At 60.0% G+C, this 12,832-nt stretch carries 12 protein-coding genes; 3 read left to right on the forward strand and 9 right to left on the reverse strand.

What is annotated here, in order from left to right:
- Window positions 1–242: 242 nt before the first annotated feature.
- The 3 genes from IMCC21224_RS06735 to purB all read right to left on the reverse strand — a co-directional run bounded on the left by IMCC21224_RS06735 (window position 243) and on the right by purB (window position 3,142).
- Window positions 243–1,316 (reverse strand): flagellar motor switch protein FliG, encoded by a 1,074-nt coding sequence (locus IMCC21224_RS06735; protein WP_047994697.1) that lies wholly within the window; start codon window positions 1,314–1,316, stop codon window positions 243–245.
- Between the two features lie 181 nt (window positions 1,317–1,497).
- Window positions 1,498–1,653, reverse strand: a complete 156-nt coding sequence (locus IMCC21224_RS06740) for a hypothetical protein (protein ID WP_047994698.1) — start codon at window positions 1,651–1,653, stop codon at window positions 1,498–1,500.
- A gap of 181 nt (window positions 1,654–1,834) precedes the next feature.
- On the reverse strand, window positions 1,835–3,142 hold the full coding sequence (purB, locus tag IMCC21224_RS06745; RefSeq protein ID WP_047994699.1) for an adenylosuccinate lyase: 1,308 nt from the start codon (window positions 3,140–3,142) through the stop codon (window positions 1,835–1,837).
- 193 nt (window positions 3,143–3,335) lie between these two features.
- Here purB and IMCC21224_RS06750 point away from each other — a divergent pair, with 193 nt between their 5' ends.
- The gene (locus tag IMCC21224_RS06750) at window positions 3,336–3,755 is read left to right on the forward strand and encodes a DUF6314 family protein (protein WP_047994700.1); all 420 of its coding nucleotides are present in this window, start codon (window positions 3,336–3,338) and stop codon (window positions 3,753–3,755) included.
- Between the two features lie 108 nt (window positions 3,756–3,863).
- Window positions 3,864–4,469 carry a biotin transporter BioY gene (locus IMCC21224_RS06755; protein ID WP_047994701.1) on the forward strand — a complete coding sequence of 202 codons (606 nt, stop codon included), beginning with the start codon at window positions 3,864–3,866 and terminating at the stop codon, window positions 4,467–4,469.
- A 115-nt stretch (window positions 4,470–4,584) separates the two neighbouring features.
- On the opposite strand, the gene IMCC21224_RS06760 is transcribed toward IMCC21224_RS06755, so the two are convergent.
- The 6 genes from IMCC21224_RS06760 to IMCC21224_RS06785 all read right to left on the reverse strand — a co-directional run bounded on the left by IMCC21224_RS06760 (window position 4,585) and on the right by IMCC21224_RS06785 (window position 11,517).
- Entirely contained in the window at window positions 4,585–5,796 is a 1,212-nt protein-coding gene (locus IMCC21224_RS06760) for a bifunctional alpha/beta hydrolase/OsmC family protein (RefSeq protein WP_047994702.1), read from the reverse strand.
- A 282-nt stretch (window positions 5,797–6,078) separates the two neighbouring features.
- Window positions 6,079–6,579, reverse strand: coding sequence for an ureidoglycolate lyase (locus IMCC21224_RS06765; RefSeq protein ID WP_047994703.1), 501 nt, complete (start codon window positions 6,577–6,579; stop codon window positions 6,079–6,081).
- Window positions 6,580–6,651: 72 nt separating this feature from the next.
- Entirely contained in the window at window positions 6,652–8,553 is a 1,902-nt protein-coding gene (locus IMCC21224_RS26975; protein ID WP_082135148.1) for an NAD-dependent epimerase/dehydratase family protein, read from the reverse strand.
- 3 nt (window positions 8,554–8,556) lie between these two features.
- Window positions 8,557–9,852 carry a TRAP transporter large permease gene (locus IMCC21224_RS06775; protein ID WP_047994704.1) on the reverse strand — a complete coding sequence of 432 codons (1,296 nt, stop codon included), beginning with the start codon at window positions 9,850–9,852 and terminating at the stop codon, window positions 8,557–8,559.
- Window positions 9,852–10,436, reverse strand: a complete 585-nt coding sequence (locus IMCC21224_RS06780; RefSeq protein WP_053078912.1) for a TRAP transporter small permease subunit — start codon at window positions 10,434–10,436, stop codon at window positions 9,852–9,854. The genes IMCC21224_RS06775 and IMCC21224_RS06780 overlap by 1 nt, the downstream gene beginning before the upstream one ends.
- A gap of 34 nt (window positions 10,437–10,470) precedes the next feature.
- Entirely contained in the window at window positions 10,471–11,517 is a 1,047-nt protein-coding gene (locus IMCC21224_RS06785; RefSeq protein WP_053078913.1) for a TRAP transporter substrate-binding protein, read from the reverse strand.
- Window positions 11,518–11,873: 356 nt separating this feature from the next.
- Between IMCC21224_RS06785 and IMCC21224_RS06790 the strand changes: the two genes are divergently transcribed.
- Window positions 11,874–12,764 (forward strand): LysR family transcriptional regulator, encoded by an 891-nt coding sequence (locus IMCC21224_RS06790; RefSeq protein WP_047994705.1) that lies wholly within the window; start codon window positions 11,874–11,876, stop codon window positions 12,762–12,764.
- The last annotated feature ends 68 nt before the right edge of the window (window positions 12,765–12,832 follow it).

A 12,832-nucleotide genomic window follows, 5' to 3' on the forward strand; every position in this document is an offset into this window, starting at 1 on the left:
GACACCGGCGATTCCGATCCTCAACTGTCTATCGCGGGCAGCGCCGGAGGGTCTACTGTCAGCTACCTCGAATTTTCGGTCTTTTGGGAAGGGGTCGCTGCTGAGACGTTGTCGGATAGCAGCGATTTTCAGTACGACATTGTGTCCTGAACCGCCCCTTGGGTTCGAAGGTCTTGCGCGGCGGACTTGGCCTGCCTGACACGGCGACAAGAGTTCAGTGTGTTCCCGCAAAAGCGGGCGCATCAGTCTGTCCCGTCCTCATCATCCTCGGGCGAAAGGAATGTGATCTCTCCCGATGTGACCATGTCGCGGATGGCGCGGATCACAATGGTCACGGCCTCTTCGCCGACCTTTTGTTTCACCTTGCCTTTGGCATCAGCATCCTCGCGCAGGCTGGCAGACATGCGCTTGGACATATTTTCACACAAGAAGTCGACGGCTCTCAGATCTTCCTCGCTTGATGCAAAGGCGAACACGGTTGTCAGGGTCGCGGCATCGACGTCACGGGTGATTTTGGGCACGTCGTTGGGGTTCAGGCGGTCGGGAATGTTGGCAAAGGTAAAAATAGCACGGCGCACCGCCTCTGCAAAGGTGCTGTCTTCTTCGTCCAGCCCACTCAGCACGTCGTCGCGGGTTCTGGAGGCCGAAAAATTCAGGATTGCGCCAACGCGATCAGACGGGGTGATGCCAAACGCTTTGGGCGGTTCGGCATCTAGCTGGCTGGCAAGGCTGAGGCCGATGCGGTCCACCGCTTCGGGGGTTACGCCAGCGGTCATCGACACGGCATACGTGATCCGACGGGCGCGGGTACCGGGCAACCGGCCCAAGAGCGTCGCGGCCTTGTTCACGTCGATTTTGGACAGCAGAACGGCGGCGATTTCGGTGCTTTCGGTCAGGACAATCTGTTGCAGCCGCTCAACACTCAGCGCGGCGATGCGGGCCCATGGATCACCGGCCTGGCGCACTCCAGCCTCTTTGCGCAGGCGACGCGCGGTCTGAGGGCTGATCCTGCCATCCAGCGCCGACAGTGCGCCGGCGATATCCCCCGGGAACGACATGCCGATCTGATCAAGCTCATCCGCAAATTCCCCAACCACGCTGTTCAGCGTGTCCCGGTCAACATACCGCATCGCGCCCAACTGCTGTGTGAGCTGCGATTGCAGATCCTCGGGCAGCGCCGAGAGCGGGACATCCGCCCCCTCGTTCAGGATGAATTGCACAATAATCGCGGCCTTGGCCCGGCGGGTCAATACCGTAGGATTTGCCGCGCCACGGGACGGCCCAGGCAAGGCAGCCAGAGAGGTCAGATTGCTCATGTCACGCACTCCGTTACAGTCTGGCAACGGATAGCGCGGCAGGGTTAAGAAAGGCTGAGACTATTCCCTAAAAACCGAGGAGATCTGACATTTCGCGGCGCTCAAATTTGTACTCTGCCATCCAGACCCCGTGATATCTGCGGTATCGGGTCAGGACGTCCATTCGTTCCGCGAAAGCGGATCAGCCAGATACAACCTTGCAACTGTTTGAGGCGCTGTCGTAGCTCATCCCATCGCTGCACGACATGGCCTGCCGTTCATGCCCGGAACAACTGGCGGACACCAGTGTCGGGGCAACCGCCAGAACGATGGCGGTGAATAGGGCCTTGATCTGCATATTGTACCCTCCTGTTAGACTCGCCTCAGGATACCACAGGTTAACGTAGGGTCAAAATGCAGCTTGAGGCACAATTTCAAAAGGTTGCTGGATTTCACGTAAAGGTGTGCGACAATTGTGGGCCGCAATTCCCACGGCGCGTCGCAGCGGACACGCCGTAGTGTTTCTGCCAATTTGATCGTTAGTCGCTGTCAAAGACCCGCGCAAAGATCGTGTCGACATGTTTGGTGTGATAGCCGAGGTCGAATTTATCTTCGATCTCGGCCGGGCTCAGCGCTGCGGTCACTTCGGGGTCGGCCAGCAGCTCGGTTTTGAAATCCGCGCCCTGTTCCCAGACTTTCATCGCATTTCGCTGCACCAGTCGGTAGCTATCTTCGCGGCTAACACCGGCCTGCGTCAAAGCCAGCAAAACCCGCTGCGACATTACAAGGCCGCGGAATTTGTTCATGTTGGCCAGCATGTTGTCGGGATAAATCACCAGCTTGTCGATCACGTTTGTCAGCCGCGCCAGCGCGAAATCCAGCGTGATTGTGGTGTCAGGGCCGATGTTGCGTTCGACCGAGGAGTGCGAGATGTCGCGTTCGTGCCAGAGCGCGACGTTTTCCATCGCCGGAACCACCGCCATGCGCACCAAACGGGCGAGGCCAGTCAGGTTTTCGGTCAGCACCGGGTTACGTTTGTGCGGCATCGCGGACGATCCCTTTTGGCCGGCGGAAAAGAACTCCTCGGCCTCAAGGACTTCGGTGCGCTGCATGTGGCGGATCTCGATCGAGATATTTTCAATTGACGATCCGATCACGCCAAGCGTGGCAAAAAACGCCGCATGACGGTCGCGCGGGATGACCTGCGTGCTGATCGGCTCGGGCGTCAGGCCAAGCTGGGCGCAGACATGCTCTTCGACAGCAGGGTCGATATTGGCGAAGGTGCCGACAGCGCCAGAAATGGCGCCGGTGGCGATTTCGGCGCGGGCCACTTTCATTCGGGTCAGGTTGCGGTCCATTTCGGCATAGAACCGGGCAAAGGTCAGACCCATGGTTGTCGGCTCGGCGTGGATGCCATGGCTGCGACCGATACGGACAGTATCCTTGTGCTCAAACGCGCGGCGCTTGAGCGCGGCGAGCAGCCCTTCGATATCCGCAATCAGAATGTCGCTGGCGCGCACAAGCTGGATGTTGAACGTGGTGTCGAGCACGTCGGACGAGGTCATTCCCTGATGGACGAACCGTGCCACATCATTGCCGATGATTTCCGCCAGATGGGTGAGAAATGCGATGACGTCATGTTTGGTCACCGCCTCGATTTCATCAATCCGGGCGACGTCGAATTCGGTCTCCTTGGCTTTCCAGACCGCTTCGGCATTGGCCTTGGGGATGACACCCAGATCGGCCTGCGCGTCGCAGGCGTGGGCCTCGATCTCGTACCAGATACGGAACTTGGTGGCGGGTTCCCAAAGGGCGACCATCTCGGGGCGGGAATAGCGGGGGATCATGGCAGCGGGCCTTTCTGAGCTTGTTCAGCGTTTGTCAGAGGTCTTAGACTGAGGGTCGGCTGGCGGCAAGAGAGGCGGACAGGATGACAAAGACGCAGGGCGCAGCGGCGCGGGAAACGTCGAGCGGGGCAGCGCAGTCCTGCGAACGGGGCGTGTCATTCGACAGTCCGCGCGCAAAGCGCCGACTGTGACGATGGGCGGTCCCCATTCCATCGTGGATTTCACCGGGCGCTGGACGTTACGACGCGAGATTGCCGACCGACAATCGGGGCGGCATGGCCAGTTCGACGGAGACGCCGAGTTCCTGTCGGACGAGGACGGTCTGAGCTATGTCGAGCGCGGGCAGTTGCGGCTAGAGGGGCAGGGCGCGATGACTGCCGAACGGCGCTATCTCTGGCGTGCCACGCCGAGTGGTGTGGCGGTGCATTTTGCCGATGGTGCCGCGTTTCACAGTTTTGCGCTGGGCGGAGGCGGCGCGGAAGCGGCGCATTGGTGCGATCCGGATCAGTACGATGTGACTTATGAGTTTCAGCACTGGCCCCGATGGCGCAGCATCTGGGAGGTGCGCGGCCCGCGCAAAGACTACAGGATGGTGTCGGTTTTTGAGCGATAGTGCATGGTTGCGCTACCACTGTGGCCTGTGGGGCGGGATGGCGCTTGCGGTGCTGAGACGCTTGGGGCAGAACGGTGCGCAGTGAATTTTCAACAGGGAGGCAGGCTGATGAACCTGGCACTGAACCGAAACGTCCTCGTCGATATGTTTGGCGCGACGACTGGCACCGGGCTGAGGATCAAGCAGGCGGCGCTGATCGTAGCAGGGATCGTTCTGCTGGCTGTTGCCGCCAAGATCAAGGTGCCGGTGCCTGGATCGCCAGTGATGATCAGCATGGGAACCTTTGCGGTTCTGACCGTTGGCGCGGCGTATGGCCCACGTCTGGGGCTTGCCACCATGCTGGGCTGGATGATCGTCGGCCTGATGGGCTATGATGTGTTCCAAAGCTCGACCGCCGATCTGAATGGCATTGAGTACATGATGGGCGGCACCGGCGGGTATCTTGTCGGCTATGTGCTGGCGACGCTGGCGCTGGGTGTGCTGGCGCGGGCAGGCTGGGATCGCACAGCGCCGAAAATGGCTGGCGCGATGCTGCTGGGCAACGTGCTGATCTACGTGCCGGGCCTGATCTGGCTGGGCATGCTGTATGGCTGGGACAAGCCGATCCTGGCCTGGGGTCTGACCCCGTTCCTGCTGGGGGATGCGATCAAGCTGGCGCTGGCTGCGCTGATCCTGCCGGTGATTTGGAAGGCAGTGGGCCGCGCCCGCGGCTAAACGCAAAATCCGCCATTTTTGATCCAATTGAGAGGCGCAGAGCAATGCTCTGCGCCTCTCTGGTTTCTGGAGCAGGCTGGGACGCGAGCCCGCCGTCGCAACGCAGCGACTGTGGTCAGACCAGTTCAGTTTCCACCCGTGCGGTGCGTTCCAGCGTACGATGAACCGGGCATTTATCGGCAATCTCCAGCAGGCGCTGCCGCTGAGCATTGTCCAATGCCCCCTCAAGGGTGATGCGGCGCCGGAACAGGTCTATCTTGGCCTCGGTCACGCAGTCGGCATCCTGAGCGTGGACCTTGTCGTGACTGATGTCGACGCGCACATGATCCAGCGGCCAACCCTTGCGGCGGGCATACATGCGGATCGTCATCGAGGTACAGGCCCCCAGCCCGGCAGCGACGAGGCCATAGGGCGACATGCCTCGGTTGGTGCCACCATAGGCCATCGGTTCGTCCGCCAAGGTATGGTGATACGGTCCGGATTGCACATCCTGAAGAAAGCCGGCCGGGTCGGCTTCGGAAACCCGCACGATGCCTTCGGGCGCGCCGATCGGCGGGGCTGGCGGGGTGAGCTCAAGGTACCGACCGGCCCAGGTGGCAATGACATCGGCGGCGTATTCCGCATCGTTGGGATCGCTGATCAGATGATCCGTGTCATCAAGGGTCACAAAGCTTTTGGGATGTTTGGCGGCGTCAAAGATCTCGGCCGCGTTGGCAATGCCCACTATTGCGTCGCGCGGCGCGTGCAGAACCAGCAGCGCCTTTTTGAGATTGGCGAGGATGGGAGCGAGATTTGCGGCCTCTACATCGCGCACGAAGCTGTCGGTGATGGTGAAGGGCCGCCCGCCAAGGTCTACCGTTGCCTTGCCGTGTTCGCGGATCGTGTCGAGCGCGCTGCCAAAGTTATGTGTCACATGCGCCGGATCGAATGGTGCGCCGATGGTGACGACGGCGCGGGCTGAGGCAATGTCGGGGGCGGCGCGCAGCACAGCCGCTCCGCCCAGTGAATGGCCGATCAGCAGCTTGGGGGCAATGCCGCGGTCTTGCAGCGCCTGCGACGCAGCCAGCAAATCCGCAACATTCGAACTGAAGGCGGTGTTGGCAAATTCACCTTGCGAATGGCCAAGGCCGGTGAAGTCGAACCGCAGCACCGCAATGCCCATCGCGGCAAGCCGGGCCGAGATCCGGCGCGCGGCGGGAATATCTTTGGAACAGGTGAAGCAATGTGCAAACATCGCCGTAGCAAGATGCGGCCCGTCAGGCAGGTCGAGCCGGGCGGACAATATGTCGCCGGAATGGCCCGGAAAGGTGAGACGCTCGGTTGGCATGGGGGTCCTTGGGTGTCTGCTACGGTCTTTGGTTGCCCCTAAGGATGTGTCCTGCCAGAGCGGGCCGCAACCATTGTGTCAGCCGTGTCACTGGATGGTGAGCCGACGATCCTGAGGTGTGATGCGATCGCGATGCTGAGGCAGGATAAGCCGCCGCTCGCGTCCGGCATTTGCCTGTGCTGTCAGGGGGCGTTGCAAAATCAACCGGCTTGTTTAGGACACGGTGTTGAACCGGCCTGTCAGCGGGCGATCAGGTGGTTTTTGTCGTTAAACCTGCTGCCGCTACGGTTGGCTGTGCGGCAGGGTGTCCCGGTCGAAATAGAGGGGGGTAGGCAGGGTATACTCCTCGGTATCGCGCTGGTCGTCGCCCTGTCCCATCAGCACCGCAACGTTGCAGGTGCCGTGGGGGCTAAGCAATCCGTGATGCCAGACGCCGCGCTTGTAGATAATTCCGGTGCCGGGCGGTAGCAGAAATGCCCTGAGTTTGCCGGTGTCGGGTGTCCCGTCTGCCTTGGACGGGCAAGCCGCCATAAGCAGGACAGCTGCGGACAGCGGCAAAAAACTTTGCGGGCTGAAGGGATGACGCTCGATCTGGGCGAAGGTGATCTTCTGCGGGGCAGCGTTCAGGCTGTTGATCCACAGCCGGGGACGGACCTGCGGTGCGATATCCTCGAACGCCATGTCGAGATAGTGTCGCTCGGGTTGACCGGTATGGCGCACGAGGGTGCCAAAGGGCGCAAACCCGGATTCGGTGATCCATGTCGGAAGGGGCGTGGTGTTCATGGCAGTTTTGTTCCGGTTCCTGAGGCGTAATCTGGCGGAAATGACGTGACGCCCGCAGAGGCGCGGCGGCGGTTAATCCGGTTTCGGCGGGTGTTCCTGCATCCAGTGGCGGGCGATGTCGACGCGTCGGCAGATCCACACTTTTTCCCGGGACTGAATGTGGCGCAGGAATCGTTGCAGCGCCAAGGCGCGTCCGGGGTGGCCCATCAGTCGACAGTGCAGGCCGATATTCATCATACGTGGCTGCGTTTCGCCCTCTTCATAAAGTAAATCAAAGCTGTCGCGCAGAAATTCAAAGAACTGCCCTGCGGTTGCCGTGTTGCCACGCGCGAATTTTCCGTCGTTTAGAGTCAGGCTGTAGGGGATCACCAGATGATCACGTTCTCCAACCTGCGTCCAATATGGCAGTTCATCGGCATAACTGTCCGAATCGTATAGAAAACCACCATGATCGGCGATCAGCTGACGCGTCCGCAGCGACGGTGCATATCGACAGTACCAGCCCGCCGGAGGTTCGCCGCACAGGGTGCCGATGACGTCAAAGGCCCGCGCTATGGCGCGTTGCTCGGTTGCGGCGTCCAGCATTTGATGCCGCACCCAGCGGTCACCATGGGCGCAGACGTCCCAGCCATTGGCGCGGATCGCCTCGGCCACTTGGGGATTCCGCTCAAGCGCCTGAGCACACCCGAAAACGGTTGCCGGAACGCCAGCCTGTTGGAGCAGGCGAAACAGCCGCCAGACGCCGACCCGGCTGCCATATTCAAACATGGTTTCAGCGCCAAGATCGCGACCGGTGAATGCACCACCGCCGCCTTCGGTCAGTCCGCCTTCGGAGAGGGCATCGCCATCGCCAAAGCTTTCTTCGGCACCTTCTTCGTAGTTCACCACGATATTGACTGCAATCCGTGCGCCACCGGGCCAGCGCGGATCTGGCGGGTTTGGACCATAGCCGACGAAATCGCGGGTGGGATGGTGGATCGCCGGTGTCCGGATGGGTGTCGGCACCGGGTCGTTTGTGCATGACTGCAGCCATTGGATGTAGTCGCGACAGGCCATATCGGGCGTGCGAAACAGAAATCCAAAGTCGCGTTCGAACCTTGTGGCGATCAGCGGCTGTCGCGCCTGTGACGGATCGTCGTGCAACGTCAGCGTACTGTCACTGCCGTCTGGCTTGCCGATCCCGGCCTGCCATGTGGGGAAGGCGACGGCCAAATGCCCGGCCAGCAGCGCAGGGTTCCAGGGCGCGCCGATCCCAAGGTTATAAAGCTCAGCCTCCAGCTTTGGCGCAGTGGCAAGATGCAAGAGCGCCTCGGCCACGTCGCGGCTGCTGGTCCAGTCGCGCTGCAGGCCCGCAGGCAGCACGGTCGGTTTCCCCGTCATCGCCTGTTGCGCCATCTGGAACGGCAGGCTCATCATGTCGCGGGTCGTGGTTTCCCGTTCATGGGGGCCGAACAGCGCCGTGATACGGGCGCAGACGCAAGACGAGCCATAGCTTTTGGCCGTTTCCGCGACCAGTCGTTCGCTCGCCAGCTTGGTATAGCCATAGACCGAGACGGGGCGGGGTGGGGTGTCTTCGGTGATGGGCGTCCCGTCATAGAGTGCGGCACCGTAGACCGCAGTCGAGCTGGGATAGACAAAGCGCGCCACACCGACTTTTCGGGCCTCGTCCAGCAGAACTGCTGTCGAGACGGCGTTGACGTCGAACGCGGTATCGGCACCGGTCATTCGGCTCGTCGGCGCCAATGTCACTGCGGCTGCGTGAATGATGCCCTGAATGTCGTGACGTTGCAGGATGGCGGCCATGGCCGCACGGTCACGCACATCCGCGATTTCGATGGTCAGGCCGGGTCTGGTCGAAAACTCTGGCGGGAGAGGCCGGTCGTTCACTGCGACGCAGGGGATCGCATGCGCAAGCAGCGCCTCGACTATGTTCAGCCCGAGAAAGCCTCCGGCACCGGTGAGCAGAATTGTCATGGCTCAGTTACTCATGTTTCGGGGCAACCAAAGCACCAGCTCGGGCACGTAGACGATCACGGCAATAAAGGCGAGAAAGGCAACTACAAACGGCGCGATTCCGATGAATACGTCGTTGATGTTGGAATCCTTTGGCCGAAGGTTCTGGATAACGTACAGATTCAGCCCGACCGGCGGCGTGATCAGTGACAATTCCATCAGGATGGTCAGAAACACGCCAAACCACAAGGGATCGAACCCGGCGGCAATCACGATTGGGACAACAATACCGACGGTGGTCACCATCATGGCGACGGCCTCAAGAAAACAGCCAAGGATCACGTAGAACAGCACCAGCAGCCAGATCAGCGCATAGGGTCCCAGCCCGGCCTGGGTGATCGCGCGCGATGCGTCCTGTGGCAGCCCGAGCAATGAAATAATGAAGTTCAGGCAAAAGGCCGATACGATGATCAGCATGATCATCGACGTGGTGCGAAACGCGGCGGCAAACGCCTTGTGCAGCATCGCGACCGACAGTTTGCCGTTGCATGCGGCCAGCATCAGCGCCGCTACGATGCCCAGGGCCGCCGCCTCGGTCGGGGTGGCCAGACCGCCATAGATGCTGCCCATGACGACCAGAAACACAAGGAAAATCGGCGCGACCTGCCAGAGCATGCGCAGCTTTTGCGCCAGCGGGACACGTTCGGTTGCGATGGTGGGCGGTGCGATAAACACCGAAACGATGACAATGGTCAGTGACATCATTCCCGCCAGAAGCAGACCGGGAATAATCGCCGCGATGAACAGTTTGCTGACGGACAGTTCGGCCAGCGTGCCATAGACGATCATCAGGATACTTGGTGGGATCAACACGCCCAGCGTCCCCCCCGAGGCAAGCGATCCATAGATCAGACGCCGGTTGTAGCCGCGCGCCTCAAGCTCGGGGATGGCGATGGTGCCGATGGTGGCAGCCGTCGCAACACTGGACCCCGAGGTGGCGGCAAACACCGTGCTCGCATAGATATTGGTATGCAACAGCCCACCCGGCAGCCGGTTCATCCAGACCGAAAGGGCCGAATACAGCTTGTCCGCGACTCCACCGCGGATCAGGATTTCACCCAGCATCACAAACAGCGGGATCGCGACCAGAGTGAACGAGTTCATCTTGTCCCAGGCGATCGAGCCGAGCGACGCTGACAGCAATCCGTTGCTCAGGATCAGATCCGCACCAAAGGCGAGCAGGATAAGCGCCGTCGCCACATGAAGCCCAAGCATCAGAAGGGCGAGAAGCCCGCCAACAAACATCAGCGCGACAGTCATTATTCGATCCCCTGAATGCGCGTGATCTGGCTGTCCTCGCCGGAACGCGCCTCGCCCAGAAGATCGCTGGTGGCGTCTTTGTCCCCCAGCAGAATGGTTTGTAGCAGATGTAGCAGCCGCAGCACGATTGCCAGAAAGAACAGGCAGAACCCTCCGGCCCAGATTGCCTGCGGGTAGTAGATCGGGGTGCGCAGCGGCGTGTTTGAAAAGGCACCGAACAGGTAGGATTCGTCCGTCAGCCTGATCGCTCCCAGCGCCAGCATCCCGACCACGATGCCAAGGGCAAGGATCGCGATCACCGCAAACACCCGGCCCAGCCTTTTCGGCAGTTTGCGCACCACCACGTCAATCTGGATATGCGCATGTTCGTAAAAGCAATAGGCCAGCCCCAGCGACGCGGTGGTCGCAAGGGTGTAGCCGCCGTATTCATCGATTCCTTGCAGGGATTCACTGAACACCTTTCGCAGGAAAACTTCGACACAGATGCCAATCGACAACAATATCACGAGCCAGCCACCGACGATGCAGGCAGCATGGGATATGGCCCTGAGGGCCGCTTCTGAGGACGGGATGATGCGTTTCATGTCATTTGCGCCGAAATTTGTTTGCCTGTGTCGATTACTGAGCCGCAATCACTTTGCCGATGGTTTCGTCAAAGCGGTCGGCGCAGTCGGGGAAGATCGGGGTACAGCTTTCTTTCCACTTGGGGATGATCGTGGTGTTGACGATCTCTGCCAGGATGTCCTTGTCGCTCGCAGAGACTTCGGTGAACGTCATGCTGCCCGGTTCGCCGCCAAGGGTACATTCGCCCTGACCCGTCGCGCAGACCACACCCTGATTGTGGACGTCGGGGGCCATGGCCCACAGCTTGTCCTCGGCTTCCTTCATCTTGGCGCTGATCATGTCCTGATCTTCGGCCGAGAGGGTGTCCCAAAAGGTCTTGTTCGCGACCTGAACAACCTGGCTGTAGCTGCCCAATGGGAAATTATAGAGATGGTTGGCGACCTCGTGCCATTTGGTACTGTAGCCATATGTGCTGCCCGTGGAGCCACAGTTGACAAGGCCGCGCTGCAACGCCTGATAGACCTCGCCGCCGGTCAGGTTGACTGCGGTCGCGCCCAGTTGATCCAGCGTGTCAGCCGCGGGTGCGCCGGACACCCGGACCTTGCGACCCTTGAGGTCGGTGATGCTGTTGACTGGTTCATTGCACCAGACGATTTGCGGATTGAACGGCCAGTGGGTCAGCAGAACACCGTCAAACCGCTCTAGTCGCTCGGCCATGGTCGGACGGTAAACATCCGAGATTTTGCGAAGCGTTTCATAGTCATACGCCAGCCCGGGCAGATCAACGGCGACCAGAGACGGTTCGTCGCCGCTGACATAGGCCGGGCTGATGGTCATGATGTCAAAGGCACCGCGCTTGAGAAACCGCAACGCCTGATCCCCCTTCAGGCCGGCCTCGTTCAGGGTCAGGTACTGAATTTCGATCCGCCCGTCGGATTCGGCCTCGATGGCTTCCCACATCGGGCGGTCCACGTCGTCGATCTGCGGCTGGTTGCCCCAGAACCCAAGGACCTTGATTGTCACGTCCGCAGCCTGCGCCATCGAAGCAGACGAGAGGGCGCCAACAAACGCCGCGCTAAGGATTTTTGATGCTGTGTTCACTGATCTGTCTTTCTGTTTGAGTTGGAAGGGTTGCGTTTATCGGGGCCAAAGACCGGGCCGCCTGCCAGAGGCTGCGACTGCCCGCACGAGGTGTTCGTCGACCATGAATTTTCTTCCCCAAGATATTTCCCGTTTCATCGACGTTTCGGACCGAACCAACACGGGGGCGCGCCCGTGACGTCCACGCTGCCATCTGCGCCTGACCATGCTGATCCGACCCTCGAAATGGTTCGCCGGATTTGCCGCTGGATGAGATGTTGCGCGTTCTGCCTTGTCGTCCAAGAGGATTGATTTCTTTGCGCCAGGCGAATTTCCAATTAAATACAGCCGCAGTCACATAAGTTGGGGTTATACAAATGAACGTCCGCTATCTTGAGATATTCCGGGCCGTGATGCAGACCGGTTCAACCCTGGCGGCAGCTGAGCTGCTCAGCATCTCGCAACCGGCGGTATCGAACCAGCTGCGTCTGCTGGAATCTCAGATCGGTTTTTCACTGTTTGATCGCCGGTCCAGACGACTTGTCCCAACAGCCGAAGCGCACCTTTTCTATGAGCGTTCAAGAAGCTTCTTTGAGGTATTACAATCACTTGATGTCTATTCAGAGGAGTTGAGGCGGGGTGAACGGGGGCGGCTGAACTTTGTGTGCAGTCCGAGCCTGGCCAACGGTCGCATTCCCGAGGCCATTCGCCGGTTTCATCGTGACCGGTCGGATGTAACTCTCAGGCTCGATATGCCGTCGAACGAGCGGATCATCGCGATGATCCTGGCCGAGATGACCGAATTCGGACTGACGATTACCCCCCTCGAACACCCGTCACTCGAATCCTCTCTGCTCGCTAAGTTACCGATATATTGTGTTTTGCCTAAAAATCATGCGCTGTCGAAACGTGCGATCATCAAGCCAGCCGAACTGGAGGGCGAGAATCTGATCGCTTACCCCAAACATTCCGAGGTTGGTCGGATCATCGATTCAATACTGCCCGTGTCCGGGCGCGCTATCGAACCCTTCGCCGAAGTGCGCTATATTTCCATGGCCTTGCGCCTGGCCGAAGCGACATTGGGGATCGCGCTGGTGGATGGTGATACAGCCCTTGCGGCGAATCCCGATCTGGTGGCGGTCCGACCGGTGGAAACCGACCAGTTCCTGCCGCTCGTCGCGACACATCTGAAAGGGCAGAAGCTTTCGCTGATCGCCGAAAGTTTCATTGCAGATTATATCAAAGTCACAACCGCCCAGCCTGGTTGAATATTTGTATCCTTTAGGCCGGTGCCTCTTGTCATTCCCGGGACGGCTGCAAAGGATCAGCGTCGGCA

The organism is Puniceibacterium sp. IMCC21224 (genome assembly GCF_001038505.1).
Classification (GTDB): Bacteria; Pseudomonadota; Alphaproteobacteria; order Rhodobacterales; family Rhodobacteraceae; genus Puniceibacterium.

What these genes read in the sequence shown, in the direction of transcription:
- IMCC21224_RS06735 (WP_047994697.1), bottom strand. Translation starts at nt 1,316, where the DNA reads ATGAGCAATCTGACCTCTCTGGCTGCCTTGCCTGGGCCGTCCCGTGGC.
- IMCC21224_RS26975 (WP_082135148.1), bottom strand. Translation starts at nt 8,553, where the DNA reads ATGACAATTCTGCTCACCGGTGCCGGAGGCTTTCTCGGGCTGAACATA.
- IMCC21224_RS06760 (WP_047994702.1), bottom strand. Translation starts at nt 5,796, where the DNA reads ATGCCAACCGAGCGTCTCACCTTTCCGGGCCATTCCGGCGACATATTG.
- IMCC21224_RS06780 (WP_053078912.1), bottom strand. Translation starts at nt 10,436, where the DNA reads ATGAAACGCATCATCCCGTCCTCAGAAGCGGCCCTCAGGGCCATATCC.
- IMCC21224_RS06755 (WP_047994701.1), top strand. Translation starts at nt 3,864, where the DNA reads ATGAACCTGGCACTGAACCGAAACGTCCTCGTCGATATGTTTGGCGCG.
- IMCC21224_RS06790 (WP_047994705.1), top strand. Translation starts at nt 11,874, where the DNA reads ATGAACGTCCGCTATCTTGAGATATTCCGGGCCGTGATGCAGACCGGT.
- IMCC21224_RS06740 (WP_047994698.1), bottom strand. Translation starts at nt 1,653, where the DNA reads ATGCAGATCAAGGCCCTATTCACCGCCATCGTTCTGGCGGTTGCCCCG.
- IMCC21224_RS06775 (WP_047994704.1), bottom strand. Translation starts at nt 9,852, where the DNA reads ATGACTGTCGCGCTGATGTTTGTTGGCGGGCTTCTCGCCCTTCTGATG.
- IMCC21224_RS06750 (WP_047994700.1), top strand. Translation starts at nt 3,336, where the DNA reads ATGGGCGGTCCCCATTCCATCGTGGATTTCACCGGGCGCTGGACGTTA.
- IMCC21224_RS06765 (WP_047994703.1), bottom strand. Translation starts at nt 6,579, where the DNA reads ATGAACACCACGCCCCTTCCGACATGGATCACCGAATCCGGGTTTGCG.
- purB (WP_047994699.1), bottom strand. Translation starts at nt 3,142, where the DNA reads ATGATCCCCCGCTATTCCCGCCCCGAGATGGTCGCCCTTTGGGAACCC.